The following is a 13,528-nucleotide window of genomic DNA, read 5'->3' on the forward strand; positions in this document are numbered from 1 at the left end:
GCCTTGTGCGAGGCTTGATATCAAACGTTACGACGTCGATAGACAGCCGGATCGTGCTCAGCGAAGCGGGTATGTCGTGGACGAGAGGCTCAGTTGTTTTCAGTCCAGTCGAAGTCCATCTGCAGTGCGGTGCGTTCGGCCAGGACTCGGCTGTGAAGGCGTTCGACCAGATGCAGGCTCATGTCGATGCCAGCTGAAATACCGGCCGAGGTAACGAAGGCGCCCTGATCGACCCAGCGCAGAGTGCTCAGCACTTCCAGCGCCGGGAACATCTCCTTGAGATCGCCGATGTCCTCCCAGTGCGTGGTGACCTGCAGTCCGTCAAGCTTGCCAGTGCGTGCAATCAAGAACGCACCCGTGCAGACCGCCGCCACAACGCGGCAGGGGTGCGATTGTTCGCCGATCCACTGGATCACGTCGTCCTTCTCGAGCTCGGCGTTCACCACCCCACCTGGCACGATCAGGCAATCCAGGTGAGGGTGATCTTGGAGGGTGAAGTCCGGTTCGATCTTCAAACCTGCCCGGGCACACACAGGTTCGCGGTTGCGGCCGATGGTGAAGACATTGAACAGCGGCTGATCGCCGCCGTTGTTTCGTCCGTGCATGCGAGTCGCCGTGGTAAAGACCTCGTAGGGGCCGGCGAAGTCCAGCACTTCGACGTCGTCGAATACATAGATACCAATGTTTAGGGACATACCGGGAAACTCCTGAAGTGTGGGTTTGGCGTGATGACAACGGCCACATTACTCAGTAGGATCCTGGGCAACCACTGTCGGTAATGCCAATATACGGTCACATCCCGCCATGCGAAATCATCTTGTCGTTGCGCTCATCTACAACCAGCTCTGCACTTTCGAGTTCGGCTGCACGGTGGAGGTGTTCGCCCTGCAGCGTGCAGAGCTCGGCGTGCCCTGGTACGACTTCGGGACGCACGCAGTCGACGACGGGCCCATCGCCGCAGCGGGCGGCATCACCATCACGCCCAGCGCTAGCGCGGACCTGCTGGAACGTGCCGATACCATCATCGTGCCGGGCTGGCGCGGTGTGGAAAGCGCCGTACCGGACTCGCTCATCCAGGACCTTCGAGCCGCCCATGCGCGTGGCGCACGCCTGTGCTCGATTTGTACCGGGGCCTTCGTGCTCGCCGCCGCCGGCTTGCTCGATGGCCACAAGGTCACGACTCACTGGCGCTTCGCCGACCTTCTGGCCAGCAGGTATCCGCAGCTGACGGTATTGCCCAATGAACTTTACGTCGACGAGGGCAGCCTCGTGACCGCCGCCGGCTCGGCGGCTGGCCTGGACATGATGCTGCACCTGGTGCGCAAGGATCACGGTTCCCGGGTCGCCAATATGGTCGCTCAGCGCATGGTGGTACCACCGCATCGCGAAGGCGGCCAGTCGCAATACGCCACCCGACAGCTGGTCAGCAGCAGTGATGCGCCCATCTCCAGGGTGATGGAGTGGGTGCGCAACGATCTGCAGCGCCGCATCACTGTCAAGGACATGGCCGACAAGGCCGGGGTCAGTACCCGCACCCTGCACCGGAGCTTCATGCACTCGACAGGGCTGACGCCCTGTGACTGGTTACTGGGCGAACGCGTGGCCTATGCCAGGGAATTGCTGGAGTCTCCCAAGATACGATTAACCGAGGTGGTGGAGAAAAGCGGGTTCGGCTCTGAAGAGTCCTTCAGACGTCACTTCCGCAATTTGGTGGGGGTCAATCCCACGCGTTACCGTCGTCAGTTCGTGCAGCGGCTATAGTCGCTCTGCTTCGCCGCTAGATAGCGGTCGATGCTTTGCTCGATCTGCTGCATCAGCGCAATTGACCTGGGTCCGTGACAGCGTAAGCTATTACCGCACCTGACACCTTACCGATGGAGCCCGGATGGCTAATGAGGTGTCTTCTGAAGCGATGCGGCTCGTATTGCTTCTATACGCAAACATTTCCTGACTTAGTACCACCTGCACTTGAACCTACTCAATGAAGGCAACCGACAACTGGGAAGTACGGGCCGCAGCGTGAGTAAGGCGCGTACCTTCAAAAAGTAGTCCATCCTCCCATGTCCCTTGGCGGAAGGCCTGTTTCGCGCCCTTTGGGTGGCTGTCATTCCTTGCCTTTCCTCCTGCCTCCTCATTACCCGCGGGCGGAGCTTCGTGTAGTGGTCTACTAACCCCGGACACCCATTTAGGCGAGAATGCTCGCCACAGAGAGGTGTCCGATGACCAAGCAACGCCGTACCTTTACCCCTGAGTTCAAGCGCGAAGCTGCCTGCCTGGTGCTCGATCAAGGCTACAGCCATGCCGAAGCGGCCCGTTCGCTCGGCTTGGTCGAGTCGGCCCTGCGTCGGTGGGTTAATCAGCTTCAGCAGGAGCGCGGCGGCATCACGCCGGCCAGCAAAGCGCTGACGCCAGAGCAGCAAAAAATCCAAGAGTTGGAAGCCCGGATCACGCGCCTTGAACGCGAGAAATCGATACTAAAAAAAGCTACCGCGCTCTTGATGTCGGAAGATCTCGAGCGTACGCGCTGATCCGCCAGCTCAGCGATCATGAGCCCGTTGATTGTTTGTGCGAAGTGTTTGAAGTCACTCGCTCAAGTTACTACGCACATCGTCACAGAAGGCGAACTCCGGACGTTGAACGACAGCGGTTGCGCAGTCGAGTAAATGAGTTGTTCACGCGAGGGCGAAGTGCGCCCGGCAGCCGTAGTATCAAGGCAATGCTGCAAGAAGAGGGTGAACAAATCGGGCGGTTCAAGGTACGCAGCCTGATGCGTGAGCTGGCGTTGATCAGCAAGCAGCCAGGATCACATGCGTACAAAAAGGCCACAGTGGAGCGGCCAGATATTCCGAATATCTTGAACCGAGCGTTTGATGTCGAAGCGCCAAATCAGGTTTGGTGTGGCGACATCACCTATGTCTGGGCACAGGGCAAATGGCACTATCTGGCAGTTGTCCTGGATCTCTATGCACGCAGAGTAGTGGGCTGGGCCTTATCAGAAAAGCCGAACGCAGACCTCGTGGTCAAAGCGCTGGACGTGGCTTACGAACAACGCGGAAAGCCTCAAGGACTACTGTTTCACTCCGACCAGGGATCGCAATATGGCAGTCGTCAGTTCCGCCAGAGACTGTGGCGCTACCGCATGCGCCAGAGCATGAGCCGCCGAGGCAACTGCTGGGATAATGCACCGATGGAGCGAGTATTTCGCAGCTTGAAATCAGAGTGGATACCGACCACGGGCTACCTGACCGGGCAGCAAGCTCAACGAGACATTAGCCAGTACCTAATGGGCCACTACAACTGGATCCGACCCCATCACTTCAACGATGGACTGGCTCCGGCGAAAGCTGAAGAAAAACTCAAAACCGTGTCCGGGATGAGTTGACCACTACATGTTTTGGACATCATTGAGAGCTACGGAGGCAGAAGTGTTCTCCAAGAGGACGCTGATAGCTACCGCAGGATCTGGAAAATCAAGGCACGCCTCAGGGAAAAACTTGAAGGTACTTATGGAGGGGTTCCTTCCTCCAAGCCTGAGGTGGAGTCGCCGGTGATGACGATGGACTGGTCGACCTTCTACGTTGCGATTCAGAAGGACAAGATACACGGTTTCGAAGATCGCCTGGCCATGCTGGATCAGGTCGCCAGCCACTTCACCAGTGCGCAGCACTTCAATGACATCCCACTGCAGGCGCGGCTTGGAATTGCAGGCCTCAGGAGCACGGACATCGACCATCCAGAATGGTTTGGATCAATGACTGGAGCGGGCAAGTTCTACAGCTTGATGAACGCTAGCGCACCAGCCTTCTCAATAGCGCTGGACGCTATTCCTCTCAAAGGGGCGGTGACCAAAGATCAGTACGACACCTTCATCAGGGAGTTCATCAAGGGGTTTCCAGCCGGCAGGCATGGACTGGGTACGGCTACTCGCCTGCTTTCCATGAAGCGCCCCGATGTTTTCTTGTGTGTCGATGCACAGAATAGAGGTCAATTGGCACGAGATGTAGGCATGGTACGAGCTGACAAGCTCGACTATGACCGCTACTGGCCAGAAGTCGTGGAGCGTATTCAGGAAGCACCATGGTGGAAGTCACCTATGCCCAGCGGCGGTAACGAAGCTAAAGCTTGGCGTGCACGGGCAGCCATGCTGGATGCAATCTTCTATCAAGAAAAGAAAAAATGAATGCGCCTTGTTGAGCCGGACGTAGGGCCCATCCCCATTGCGGAGAATCGGAAACCTGGCTGCCGGCGCCACCCTCTGCGCTGATTACGCGTAGACGGGAGGGGGCGCCCACACCCAGTTGAAATGCAGCGCTGGAACGCCCCAATCCCTTCTATCCTAATGCTCATCGGGTATTTAGAATTCACGACCCTGCGCCCTATAGTCTGGTTTTTTCAACTAAACGTTCGGATCTTTACTGTGGCCAAATCCACTTCGCTTTTTGAATCGTTACGTCAGGAAATTGATGAGTTGGCCTTGCAACTCGGTGTGAGCTCTATCCTTGTCATGCGTTCTCTGCCCCAGCACATGCAGGTTTTGGCTTCGGGTGGGCGTCATGAAGACACCTATCCCATTGGTGCCGAGGGCAAGAAAAGCACTTTGGCCCACAACGGCCAGGCGCTGTATTGTGAACGCGTGGTGGATACCGACCAGCCGCTCTATGTCAAAGACTCCCGCCTGGAAGCGGACTGGGCGGGCAATGAAGATGAAGTGGAGTTCGGCTTGAGCAACTATCTGGGCTATCCGGTACACGGGCCGGATGGTGAGGTGTATGGCACCGTGTGCGCTTTGCACGAAGAGGCCAAGGAATATACCGCCGAAGAACAGGCCGCCCTGGATGGGTTGCGCAAGAAGGTTGAAGCACTGTTGGCGCTGGAGTCCAAATAATCCCGGTAGGGCGAAACCTAGGCAGAGGCTTGCCAACAACGTTCCTCCACCTGCACTAAAACTCCACCTTGCCCCGCCCCGCCTTCACGGTGCTGCGCCTGGCTTTTCCTTCGAGGCGGCGGGTCTTCGAGCCGAGGGTTGGCTTGGTTGGGTGGCGTTTTTTCTGGGTCTTGCCGGCAGTGATGATCAACTCGGCAAGACGCGCCAGTACATCAGCACGGTTCTGCTCCTGGGTACGGTACTGCTGGCCCTTGATGATCAACACACCGTCGCCAGTGATACGGCTGTCACGCAGCGCCAACAGCCGCTCCTTGTAAAACTCGGGCAGCGATGAGGCCGGGATGTCGAAGCGCAGGTGCACGGCGCTGGACACCTTGTTGACATTCTGCCCACCCGCGCCTTGAGCGCGAATGTAGGTTAGTTCGATGTCGGCATCCGGCAGATGCACGTTATTGGAGATGCTCAGCATGACATGGCCCTTGTAATCACCCGCATTATCACAGGCTCCGCTGCTCTCCCATAGAACAACACACAATTTCTTGTCCGCAGGCTACCAGGTAACATTGCTCGAGGTGCGTTCCTGCGCCAGGTGTTCACGATGTTGGGACTTTTCTTTCACTCAATTTTCACGCCGTCTGAGAGAAATTCAAGCTATCCCTACGTGATAGACCTTGCCCGCCTAGCAGCGGGCTTTCTTTTGCCCGCATTTCTTGCTTCGCCAGGCCATTCGTCTGCTGGACTGTCTGCTTGCAAGCCTGGGGTTGTCCTCTAAGGACACCAGCCAGAGCCTTTCTCATGCGACAGTTCCTGCCATCCATATCCCTTCCGCTAGCCTGCAGCCTGCTGTGGGCTTGCACTGCTGCTGACACCAACTCGCCGGTCGAGACACCCGGCAGGCCAGCGTCGGCGACTACCCAGCTGCTGGAAGCCGGCGCAGCGGCGCTGCAGGTCAAGCCTCCCATTGATGCCATCAACGCGTACCTGGATGGTTTCCACTTCTACAACGGTCATCCCGACGTGCAGATGGAGGCTCATCACTACTGCTCCATCCTCAATGAAGATGTTATCCAATGCGTCATCTTCGACGGCAATACAAAGGATGCGAAGATCATGGGCATTGAATACATCATCGACGAGAAACTGTTTGCTGGGTTGCCGATCAAGGAAAAGGCGATGTGGCATAGCCATGGGTATGAGGTTTCTTCCGGCCAGTTGGTTGCCCCAGGGATTCCTGCGCCTGCCGAACATTCGCTCATGCAGCGACTGGCACATACCTACGGTAAAACCTGGCACACCTGGCATACCGACCAGGACAAGACGCTCCCTGTGGGTGTTCCGCAGTTGATGATGGGCTTCACTGCCGACGGCCAGGCAGACCCGAAGATGGTTGAGCAACGCAACCGGCGCCTGGGAATAGATCCAGCCAAAACCAAAGCTCAGCGGGCCGACATTCGAAAACCCGCGGCCGATCCCGATGCCGATGGCTGGCAACGGGGCAATATCATCCAACTCGAAGACCCAACAGGCTCACATCTGCATCGTCCTGCTCGCGCGACGCCGACGACGACCAACAGCCGTGCGAGCGAATGACACATCTCAGTAATCAGTGGAGAGTAACCGCATGACAGATCAGATTACTCAGCTCGACGAGGACCTCAAGGTGCTCGACCAGATCGCCGATGAACTCGAACGCCAAGTAGCACCGTGCCCGGTTACGCGTCTTTTACTGCTCGCCTGGCTAACCGAGTGGGTGCGAGGCCGGGAAAGCCAGGCAGGCTTGGCGCAAGATCGGTCTTCCCTCCCCCAACCCTTGAAAACGGCCTATGCGGCGTGGATTCACCAAGGCGGCGGTCGCTAGCGATGGTCTTATCAGGCGCGTCCAAGCACGCTATAGATCTCGCAAACCACCTGCATCGTCGCGGCTTCAATCGTTCCTTCATTGCGGCATAAAAACCACCCCTGCTCCGCAACCGCCTGCTCGAACGCCTGGGTAGACGCTACCTGTTCTTCAAGCCTGAACATCACCGTACTGCTCAACCCCCGCCGGCGTGCCATTGCCCTCGCCCATGAAATCTCAGGGTCGGTGACAACACCGACGTGCAGGTCTGGCACCCGCACGTTACGCGACAGGTTCAACTGGAGAATCTGCGTAAACGGAACGATCCGGCGAAAGGCGGCTTCAGACGGGTACCAGCGGTCAATCAGGATGATGCTGTCCGGCGGCTGCTTAGGCAGCACTTGCTGGGAAATCCAATGGCGGCTGTCAGCGAAGCGTTCACAGACTTCCACTTCCAATTCGCGAGAGGGGTGGCGCACCAGCGCATTGACCAGCGCCATGGTATCCCCCCTGAAAGGATCGCTTTTACTCTCGCTCAGGCGGATCACCTTCCTGTTGTCTGCCCTCAATGCTTGGGTGATGGCCTCCAACAGCGTGGTTTTGCCAGCCCCTTTGGGCCCATCTAGTGACACAAACAGCGGACGATTCATTTTCAGGCAACGCGTGGAATAGGCAGTGCTGACCACTCTACCCCATCCTTACATCAAGCAATAAAACTCACTGACCTGCGCCACGATTTCACCCCTCGCATCATACAAGCGCGCTTCGGGCGTCAACGCGATCGACCGCGCCTGAAGCACATAACGTTGCCCCGCCGCAAAATGATCGTAATTCACCGTCAAGTAGCACTCCCGCACGGATAGCCCGCCCATGATGCTCATCCCACCGCCGCCGGTGGCGTCGTAGTCGAACCTGACAATCAGCTCATGCCTGCCAGGGGTGACCTGAAAAAAACGCCCATCACTCAGCCGTTGCTCGTCCAGCCGCTCAGCCATCAGCACCCTGTCGTTGGGGAACGGTATGGACAGATCGACCCAGGCCATCCCTGGATCGGCGGCTGGCAATGGCGACTGGCACGCCGCCAGGACGCTGGCGGCGACTGATAACACTATCCGGCGCATGATCGATGCCCTATGCATTACTACGTCAAGCGTAGCCTTGGCAAAACATAACATTGTCAGGCCCTACGCGATTGCAACACCGCCCTCAGGAAAAAAAAGCAGGATGTTGTGCGCAGAATTCGTTTGAGATGCACGCCCACTTTGTCCATGGTTGCCACCCTGATAGCCATTGCCTGAAAAAAGGCTACAGGGCGTGGACCCAGGCACATGACGATGCCTGTGTGGGGGGCGACAGGTGCTGCCGGCGTTGAGTCAACGCATGCGGCGCAACCGTTGCCAACTCCTCCCAATAATAAGAGAGAACAAGGAAATGCAATCCAACAGTCTCAAGCAAAGCCTGAAACAACGGCATATCACCATGATTGCCCTAGGTGGTGTGATCGGTGCAGGGCTTTTCATGGGCTCCGGCAAATTGATCGCCGCTGCCGGGCCTGCGGCAATCCTGTCGTACTTCATCGGCGGCCTGGTGGTCACCCTGGTGATGTTCATGCTGGGCGAGATGGCCTGCCGCAACCCAGATGCAGGCTCGTTTTCAACCTACGCCAATACCTACCTGGGGGACTGGGCGGGCTTTGCCGTCGGCTGGCTGTACTGGTTCAAGTCGATGATGACCATTACCCTGGAAGCCGTGCTGCTGGGCGCCATCCTGCATGATTTTCTGCCGTGGCTGCCGATCTGGGCCGGCGCCTTCTTCATGCTGGTGACCTTGATGGCGAGCAACGCCTATTCGGTCAAATCCTTTGCGGAAATGGAGTATTGGCTGGCGGCGATGAAGGTTGCCACCATCGTCATCTTCATGGCGCTGGGCATCTCGATCCTGCTCGGCATGCACAGTGACATCCCCTCCCCTGGTTGGGTCAACCTGACCGCTCACGACGGGTTCATGCCCAACGGGCTGTCGCCCGTGATGGCGGGCGTCGTCGTGGTGATCTTCTCGTTGGGTGGCAGCGAAATTGCCGCCGTTGCGGCCGGTGAGTCGGAAAACCCTCGCAAGAACGTCATTCGCGCCATCAAGAGTGTGATTGTGCGGGTGATGCTGTTTTACGTCGGTTCCGTCTCGATTCTGATCCTTTGCCTGCCCTGGACGGACACGGACAACCTGGCCTCCCCGTATGTTTCGCTGTTCAGCCTGGCTGGGTTCAGTGGCGCCGCGGTGGCGATGAAGATCGTGCTGTTCATCTCGTTCATGTCGGTGATGAACTCGTTCATGTTCTCCAACTCACGCATGCTGTTTTCCCTCAGCCAACGTGGGCATGCGCCAAAGCTGTTCTCGCGCACCACGTCCAAAGGAGTGCCGCTCAATGCGCTGTTGCTCAGCCTGAGCATTTGCTTGTTGATTCTGACGGTACACTTTGTCAGTGGCGGCGACTTGTTCATGACCCTGGCCAAAAGCAGCGGAACATTCGTGATGATCGTGTGGGTCTTCATCATCATCGCCCACTTCGCCATGCGCTGGAAAACCCGGCATGAAGCGGTTGATCCGACAGCCTTCCGGGCGTGGTTCTTCCCCTATGCCAATCTCGTTGCCTTGCTGGCACTGCTGGGGGTGATCGTTACCCAAGCGTTCGATCCGGCATCGCGGTTCCAGTTCTGGTTCACCACCGTCACAGCACTGGTTGTGGTCGCCGCGTATTTCGTGATGCGCAGTCGATTGGGGGAGAAGTCGGTGGGCTATGCAGGCTAGCGCCAGCCACACAAGACGCTCGTTCGGCCAAAGCAGATGGAAAGAGTGCCACACCGCCATGACAAAGCTGCACCCACCGCCCTTGGGCGCTATGGTAGGTGTCATCTCGCACCATCTGCCACGGAGGCGGCCATGACACTTTTTTGCCGGCTTAGCTTGTTGATCCTGATCGCCGGTACGCTGCTGGGCAACATCGTCATTGCCAGTATCGGGCTGGTTGGCCTGTGTGGCGCCGCCGTTTATATCGACATCCGTAAGGATGCTGCCGTACCCACGCCCCGCGAGCCGGAGTTCCTGGCCTAGCCTACCCCTGACTCAACCAGGGTTGGCACAGGCCAGGGCTAGCCCGGCCTGTGCTGGCTTGGCTCAATTGTCCAGTTCATCCTTGGTAATGGCACCGCTTTGCGGGTCGACGTGGAATTCGTAACGCTTGCCGTCCGCTTTCAGGCCTTCACCCTCCCAATGGCCGTCATCGGCCTCGATCTTGGTGATCTGGGTGTAACCGGCGCCTTTGAGTGCCGCTTCGGCCTGGTCCTTGGTTACCTTCCAGTCTGCGCCAGGCTGGTCGGCCCAAGCAGAGGAAGCACCCAAGGCACCTGCCAGTGCCAGGCCAGTGAACAGTCGAGTCATCGCTTTCATTGATTACCTTCCTTTTATGGACACACTGTGAAGTTGTGACCCAAGCACCGCCGCTGCAGTTCAGCCGGCTTTCAACCATCGCAGTGGTAACAGATGCCTCCCTGCTAAATATTGGGCCGAGGTTCCTTAAAGCGTCTCGTCCGGAAAGCTGAAATTCTTTGCAGAGGGCAGACTGTGCGCTGTGTCACAACTGAACACAGAGCATCCTGTGTTCGACATGAGGTAAACGATCATGGCTAACAATCAAGACAGGGGCGCGAATCAGGGAGGCAGCGCCAGCAGCAACCAGGGCCAGACCGGTGGGCAGCCAGCGGGGGGCAATGTCGCCGGTGACCCGGGGCGTGGCGCCGACGCCGAGCAAGGCGGACAAAAAGGCGGCAAGATGCCAGATGACCAACGCAACAAGGACTGGCAGCGTTCCTCGGACGCTGGGCAGAAAGGCGGCCAGAGGACCGATGAAGGCAACATGGGCCAAGGCGCCGATGAAACGTCCGAACCTGGCAGCATGGGTGGTCAGGGCCAGCGAGGAGGCACTCAGAAGCCGGACGACCAACGCTGATACGCCATGAACAGTGCCAGGGCGGCCATGCCGCTCTGGCACGCTGGTTATACCCCCCCACCCTCGCCTATCCTGTCCCCAACGCCTGGCGCGCCGCGCCGTCGAAGGGGGCCTGCATTTTTCATGTTCGATCAACGCTCACCCTGGCATAGCCTGGCGAATTTCTGCCTGGGCATCCGTTCGGAATTCGTCGCGCCAGAACGCTTGCCCCAGCGTTTGCTGGATGAAGCCGAGACACTGCTCTCGGTGTTACTGGCCATCGCCATGGCGCATTACCTGAGGGTGGAGAACGTCGGTTGGGCGGCCTTCAGCGGTTACATGGTCATGCGCTCTAGCCTGCACGACAGTGTCTATCGCGGCGGGCTCAGGATCATCGGTACCGCCGCCGGGGCCATGGCAGCAGCCGTGCTGGCCACGCAGGTGGGGCTCGCGGGCCATTGGCTTGGCCCGGTGATCGGCCTGGTGGGTGCTTGCACCCTGTTCTGCGCCATTCGCTATACCCATGGCTATGCGTGGCTGTTTACCGGCCTGACCTTCGCCATGGTCGCACTGGCCTCCCTGGGTACCGACAACACCGATACCGTGCTGTATTTTGCCAGGACGCGGGTCGAGGAAGTGGCGTGCGGGACGGTCGCCTGCTGGTTCGTCGCCCTGCTTTCAGGGCAGACCGTGCGCCGTGCGTTACCCCGCGGCACCGTACCCACACAACCTGCGACGCCCGGCGACCCGGTCAAGGTCGACGCCAGGATGGTAATGCACGTGGTAGAGGCCGGCGTTGCCTTGGCGCTGATCCCGCTGCTGGGGCGGTGGCTCGGGGTTGATGGCCTGAGTCAGGCCGCGATCACCGTCATGGCGGTCATGATGGTGCCACCTGCGGCGCTGGCGGCTGGCGGCAAGGCTGTCACCCTGCGCAATATCCACCGCCTGGTGGGCTGCGCCGCCGGGGCTGCCTGCGCGGGTATCGCCTTGTGGTTGATGGGTTCGAACTGGCTCGCCATGACCGTGATGATGAGTATCGGGGTGATGCTGGGCAGGCACATCGAGAACAGCAACCGCTCCTTCGCTTATGCAGGGACGCAGTTTTCGCTGGTGTACCTGGTGGTGATGGTCCCGGACGCTTACCTCAATGTAAGCCCCGAGCCTGGCATCGTACGCCTGGAGGGCATCGTTGCCGGTTTCCTGCTGATTGGCCTGGTACGGCTGGCGAACCTGTTGGTCCGCCAGCGCGCTGTAGCCGATTAGCCCAGGTCAGCCGCGCAACTGGAACCACGTGGTCTTCAGGTGCGAATACTTGTCGAACGAATGCAGGGACAGGTCCCGCCCAAAGCCTGACTGCTTGCCACCTCCGAAAGGCACTGTCACATCCAGCGCATCCACAGTATTCACCGACACCGTACCGGCCTTCAGTGCACGGGCAACGCGGTGGGCACGGTTGAGGTCATCGCTCCAGACCGAGGCCGCCAGGCCGTAAATGCTGTCATTGGCCAGGCTGATGGCCTGCGCCTCGCTATCGAACGCACTCACGGCCAACACGGGGCCGAACACTTCCTCACGGGCCAGGCTCATCTCGGCGCCCACGTCGGCAAAAATCGTCGGTTCGATGAAGTTGTCGGAGCCGCCCATCGTCAGCCGTTGCCCACCGCAAACCAGGTGTGCACCTTGCGCTTGCGCCTGGGCGATGGCACGAGCGACCCGGCCGGTCTGCTCGGCATCGACAATCGCGCCCGCACGGCTGGCCGGGTCCAGCGGATTGCCCGGCCGCCAGTGGCGCGCCTTGGCTTGCAGGCGCTCGAGGAACTCATCATGGATCGAGCGCTGCACATACAGCCGGGCGTTGGCAGAGCACACCTCGCCCTGGTTGAAGAAGATACCGAACGCCGCCTTTTCCGCGGCCAGGTCCAGGTCCTGGCAGTCGGCGAACACCAGGTTCGGACTTTTACCGCCGCACTCCAGCCATACCTGCTTGAGGTTGGACTGCGCCGAGTACTGCATGAAGTACTTGCCCACCTGCGTGGAGCCGGTGAACACCAGGCAATCGACATCCGGGTGCAGCCCCAAGGCGCGGCCAGCGGTTTCGCCAAGCCCTGGCACCACGTTGAGCACACCCTCGGGCAGCCCGGCTTCCAGCGCCAGTTCGGCCAGGCGCAATGCCGAGAACGGTGATTGCTCGGCGGGCTTGAGCACCACGCTGTTGCCGGCTGCAAGCGCCGGGGCGAGTTTCCAGGCGGCCATGTCGAGGGGGAAGTTCCAAGGCACCACCGCGGCGATCACCCCCAAGGCCTCGCGGGTGATGGTAGCCAGGACATTGCCGGCAGTCGGCGCCACCTGATCGTAGAGCTTGTCGAGCGCCTCGCCATACCAGGCAAACACATGGGCCGAGCCTGGCACGTCGATGTTGTAGGCATCCATGATCGGCTTGCCCATGTTCAGCGTGTCCAGCAAGGCGAGCTCCTCGCGGTGGGCCATGATCAGCTCGGCCAGGCGCTGCAGCACCTTCTTGCGCTCGGCAGGGGCCATCCGCGGCCAGGGGCCCTGCTCGAACGCCTTGCGCGCCACGCTCACGGCCAGGTCGACCTGCGCCTGGCCGCAGCAAGCAACGCGGGCCAGCACCTGGTTGGTGGCCGGGTTGATGGCATCGAACGTCGCACCATCGGTTGCACTGACCTGGCGGCCGCCAATCAGGGCCTTGTCCGGCAAGCCGAGACCTGCCGCACGCTGCTGCCAGTATTGAAGATCGTTCATGCACACTCCTGACGACCGTTCTGCGGTCCGTTGTTGTTGTCTGGCTGGCATTCTTGTCGTA

The 13,528-nt window shown here is 59.4% G+C and carries 16 protein-coding genes; 10 read left to right on the plus strand and 6 right to left on the minus strand.

Annotation, left to right across the window (positions count from 1 at the left end; all coding sequences use genetic code 11):
- Positions 1 to 89 precede the first annotated feature (89 nt).
- Positions 90 to 695 (minus strand): DJ-1/PfpI family protein, encoded by a 606-nt coding sequence (locus L6D80_RS21600; protein ID WP_176515403.1) that lies wholly within the window; start codon positions 693 to 695, stop codon positions 90 to 92.
- Between the two features lie 109 nt (positions 696 to 804).
- On the opposite strand from L6D80_RS21600, the gene ftrA reads away from it, so the two are divergent.
- The 4 genes from ftrA (at position 805) to L6D80_RS21620 (ending at position 4,885) form a co-directional block, all read left to right on the plus strand.
- Positions 805 to 1,761, plus strand: a complete 957-nt coding sequence (gene ftrA / locus L6D80_RS21605; protein WP_176515405.1) for a transcriptional regulator FtrA — start codon at positions 805 to 807, stop codon at positions 1,759 to 1,761.
- 458 nt (positions 1,762 to 2,219) lie between these two features.
- Positions 2,220 to 3,382 (plus strand): IS3 family transposase gene (locus L6D80_RS21610; protein ID WP_176515407.1). Its coding sequence is split into 2 segments (ribosomal slippage): positions 2,220 to 2,484 and positions 2,484 to 3,382, totalling 1,164 coding nucleotides; the frame shifts between segments, so codons are not numbered across the junction.
- Between the two features lie 12 nt (positions 3,383 to 3,394).
- On the plus strand, positions 3,395 to 4,180 hold the full coding sequence (locus tag L6D80_RS21615) for a hypothetical protein (protein ID WP_176515409.1): 786 nt from the start codon (positions 3,395 to 3,397) through the stop codon (positions 4,178 to 4,180).
- A gap of 237 nt (positions 4,181 to 4,417) precedes the next feature.
- A complete protein-coding gene (locus L6D80_RS21620; protein WP_176515411.1) occupies positions 4,418 to 4,885 on the plus strand; it encodes a GAF domain-containing protein in 468 nt (155 codons plus the stop codon).
- A gap of 55 nt (positions 4,886 to 4,940) precedes the next feature.
- Here L6D80_RS21620 and arfB read toward each other — a convergent pair whose 3' ends face one another.
- Entirely contained in the window at positions 4,941 to 5,354 is a 414-nt protein-coding gene (gene arfB, locus L6D80_RS21625; RefSeq protein ID WP_176515413.1) for an alternative ribosome rescue aminoacyl-tRNA hydrolase ArfB, read from the minus strand.
- A gap of 326 nt (positions 5,355 to 5,680) precedes the next feature.
- Here arfB and L6D80_RS21630 point away from each other — a divergent pair, with 326 nt between their 5' ends.
- A complete protein-coding gene (locus L6D80_RS21630) occupies positions 5,681 to 6,475 on the plus strand; it encodes an OBAP family protein (protein WP_176515415.1) in 795 nt (264 codons plus the stop codon).
- Between the two features lie 31 nt (positions 6,476 to 6,506).
- Positions 6,507 to 6,743, plus strand: coding sequence for a hypothetical protein (locus L6D80_RS21635; RefSeq protein WP_054901358.1), 237 nt, complete (start codon positions 6,507 to 6,509; stop codon positions 6,741 to 6,743).
- An 11-nt stretch (positions 6,744 to 6,754) separates the two neighbouring features.
- Here the strand turns inward: L6D80_RS21635 and L6D80_RS21640 are convergent, their stop codons facing one another.
- Complete coding sequence (locus L6D80_RS21640) at positions 6,755 to 7,372, minus strand: dTMP kinase (protein ID WP_176515490.1); 618 nt, start codon at positions 7,370 to 7,372, stop codon at positions 6,755 to 6,757.
- 48 nt (positions 7,373 to 7,420) lie between these two features.
- A complete protein-coding gene (locus L6D80_RS21645; RefSeq protein ID WP_176515417.1) occupies positions 7,421 to 7,843 on the minus strand; it encodes a PA0061/PA0062 family lipoprotein in 423 nt (140 codons plus the stop codon).
- A gap of 310 nt (positions 7,844 to 8,153) precedes the next feature.
- Here L6D80_RS21645 and L6D80_RS21650 point away from each other — a divergent pair, with 310 nt between their 5' ends.
- Positions 8,154 to 9,527 carry an amino acid permease gene (locus L6D80_RS21650; protein ID WP_176515418.1) on the plus strand — a complete coding sequence of 458 codons (1,374 nt, stop codon included), beginning with the start codon at positions 8,154 to 8,156 and terminating at the stop codon, positions 9,525 to 9,527.
- Between the two features lie 132 nt (positions 9,528 to 9,659).
- Positions 9,660 to 9,830: a hypothetical protein gene (locus L6D80_RS21655; RefSeq protein WP_176515420.1), complete on the plus strand. Its 171-nt coding sequence runs from the start codon at positions 9,660 to 9,662 to the stop codon at positions 9,828 to 9,830.
- A gap of 63 nt (positions 9,831 to 9,893) precedes the next feature.
- On the opposite strand, the gene L6D80_RS21660 is transcribed toward L6D80_RS21655, so the two are convergent.
- Complete coding sequence (locus L6D80_RS21660; protein WP_176515422.1) at positions 9,894 to 10,166, minus strand: PepSY domain-containing protein; 273 nt, start codon at positions 10,164 to 10,166, stop codon at positions 9,894 to 9,896.
- A gap of 232 nt (positions 10,167 to 10,398) precedes the next feature.
- On the opposite strand from L6D80_RS21660, the gene L6D80_RS21665 reads away from it, so the two are divergent.
- Together L6D80_RS21665 and L6D80_RS21670 are read left to right on the plus strand one after the other, a co-directional pair.
- Positions 10,399 to 10,725 carry a hypothetical protein gene (locus L6D80_RS21665; protein ID WP_176515424.1) on the plus strand — a complete coding sequence of 109 codons (327 nt, stop codon included), beginning with the start codon at positions 10,399 to 10,401 and terminating at the stop codon, positions 10,723 to 10,725.
- Positions 10,726 to 10,848: 123 nt separating this feature from the next.
- On the plus strand, positions 10,849 to 11,967 hold the full coding sequence (locus L6D80_RS21670; RefSeq protein ID WP_176515426.1) for an FUSC family protein: 1,119 nt from the start codon (positions 10,849 to 10,851) through the stop codon (positions 11,965 to 11,967).
- A gap of 6 nt (positions 11,968 to 11,973) precedes the next feature.
- On the opposite strand, the gene L6D80_RS21675 is transcribed toward L6D80_RS21670, so the two are convergent.
- Positions 11,974 to 13,467 (minus strand): aldehyde dehydrogenase, encoded by a 1,494-nt coding sequence (locus L6D80_RS21675; protein ID WP_176515428.1) that lies wholly within the window; start codon positions 13,465 to 13,467, stop codon positions 11,974 to 11,976.
- Positions 13,468 to 13,528 lie beyond the last annotated feature (61 nt).

Origin of the sequence: Pseudomonas ceruminis, from assembly GCF_021602025.1 — a bacterium.
Classification (GTDB): domain Bacteria; phylum Pseudomonadota; class Gammaproteobacteria; order Pseudomonadales; family Pseudomonadaceae; genus Aquipseudomonas; species Aquipseudomonas ceruminis.

Coding starts and splice junctions, on each gene's coding strand:
- L6D80_RS21600 (WP_176515403.1), bottom strand. CDS start 695: ATGTCCCTAAACATTGGTATCTATGTATTCGACGACGTCGAAGTGCTG.
- ftrA (WP_176515405.1), top strand. CDS start 805: ATGCGAAATCATCTTGTCGTTGCGCTCATCTACAACCAGCTCTGCACT.
- arfB (WP_176515413.1), bottom strand. CDS start 5,354: ATGCTGAGCATCTCCAATAACGTGCATCTGCCGGATGCCGACATCGAA.
- L6D80_RS21630 (WP_176515415.1), top strand. CDS start 5,681: ATGCGACAGTTCCTGCCATCCATATCCCTTCCGCTAGCCTGCAGCCTG.
- L6D80_RS21635 (WP_054901358.1), top strand. CDS start 6,507: ATGACAGATCAGATTACTCAGCTCGACGAGGACCTCAAGGTGCTCGAC.
- L6D80_RS21640 (WP_176515490.1), bottom strand. CDS start 7,372: ATGAATCGTCCGCTGTTTGTGTCACTAGATGGGCCCAAAGGGGCTGGC.
- L6D80_RS21645 (WP_176515417.1), bottom strand. CDS start 7,843: ATGCGCCGGATAGTGTTATCAGTCGCCGCCAGCGTCCTGGCGGCGTGC.
- L6D80_RS21650 (WP_176515418.1), top strand. CDS start 8,154: ATGCAATCCAACAGTCTCAAGCAAAGCCTGAAACAACGGCATATCACC.
- L6D80_RS21655 (WP_176515420.1), top strand. CDS start 9,660: ATGACACTTTTTTGCCGGCTTAGCTTGTTGATCCTGATCGCCGGTACG.
- L6D80_RS21660 (WP_176515422.1), bottom strand. CDS start 10,166: ATGAAAGCGATGACTCGACTGTTCACTGGCCTGGCACTGGCAGGTGCC.
- L6D80_RS21665 (WP_176515424.1), top strand. CDS start 10,399: ATGGCTAACAATCAAGACAGGGGCGCGAATCAGGGAGGCAGCGCCAGC.
- L6D80_RS21670 (WP_176515426.1), top strand. CDS start 10,849: ATGTTCGATCAACGCTCACCCTGGCATAGCCTGGCGAATTTCTGCCTG.
- L6D80_RS21675 (WP_176515428.1), bottom strand. CDS start 13,467: ATGAACGATCTTCAATACTGGCAGCAGCGTGCGGCAGGTCTCGGCTTG.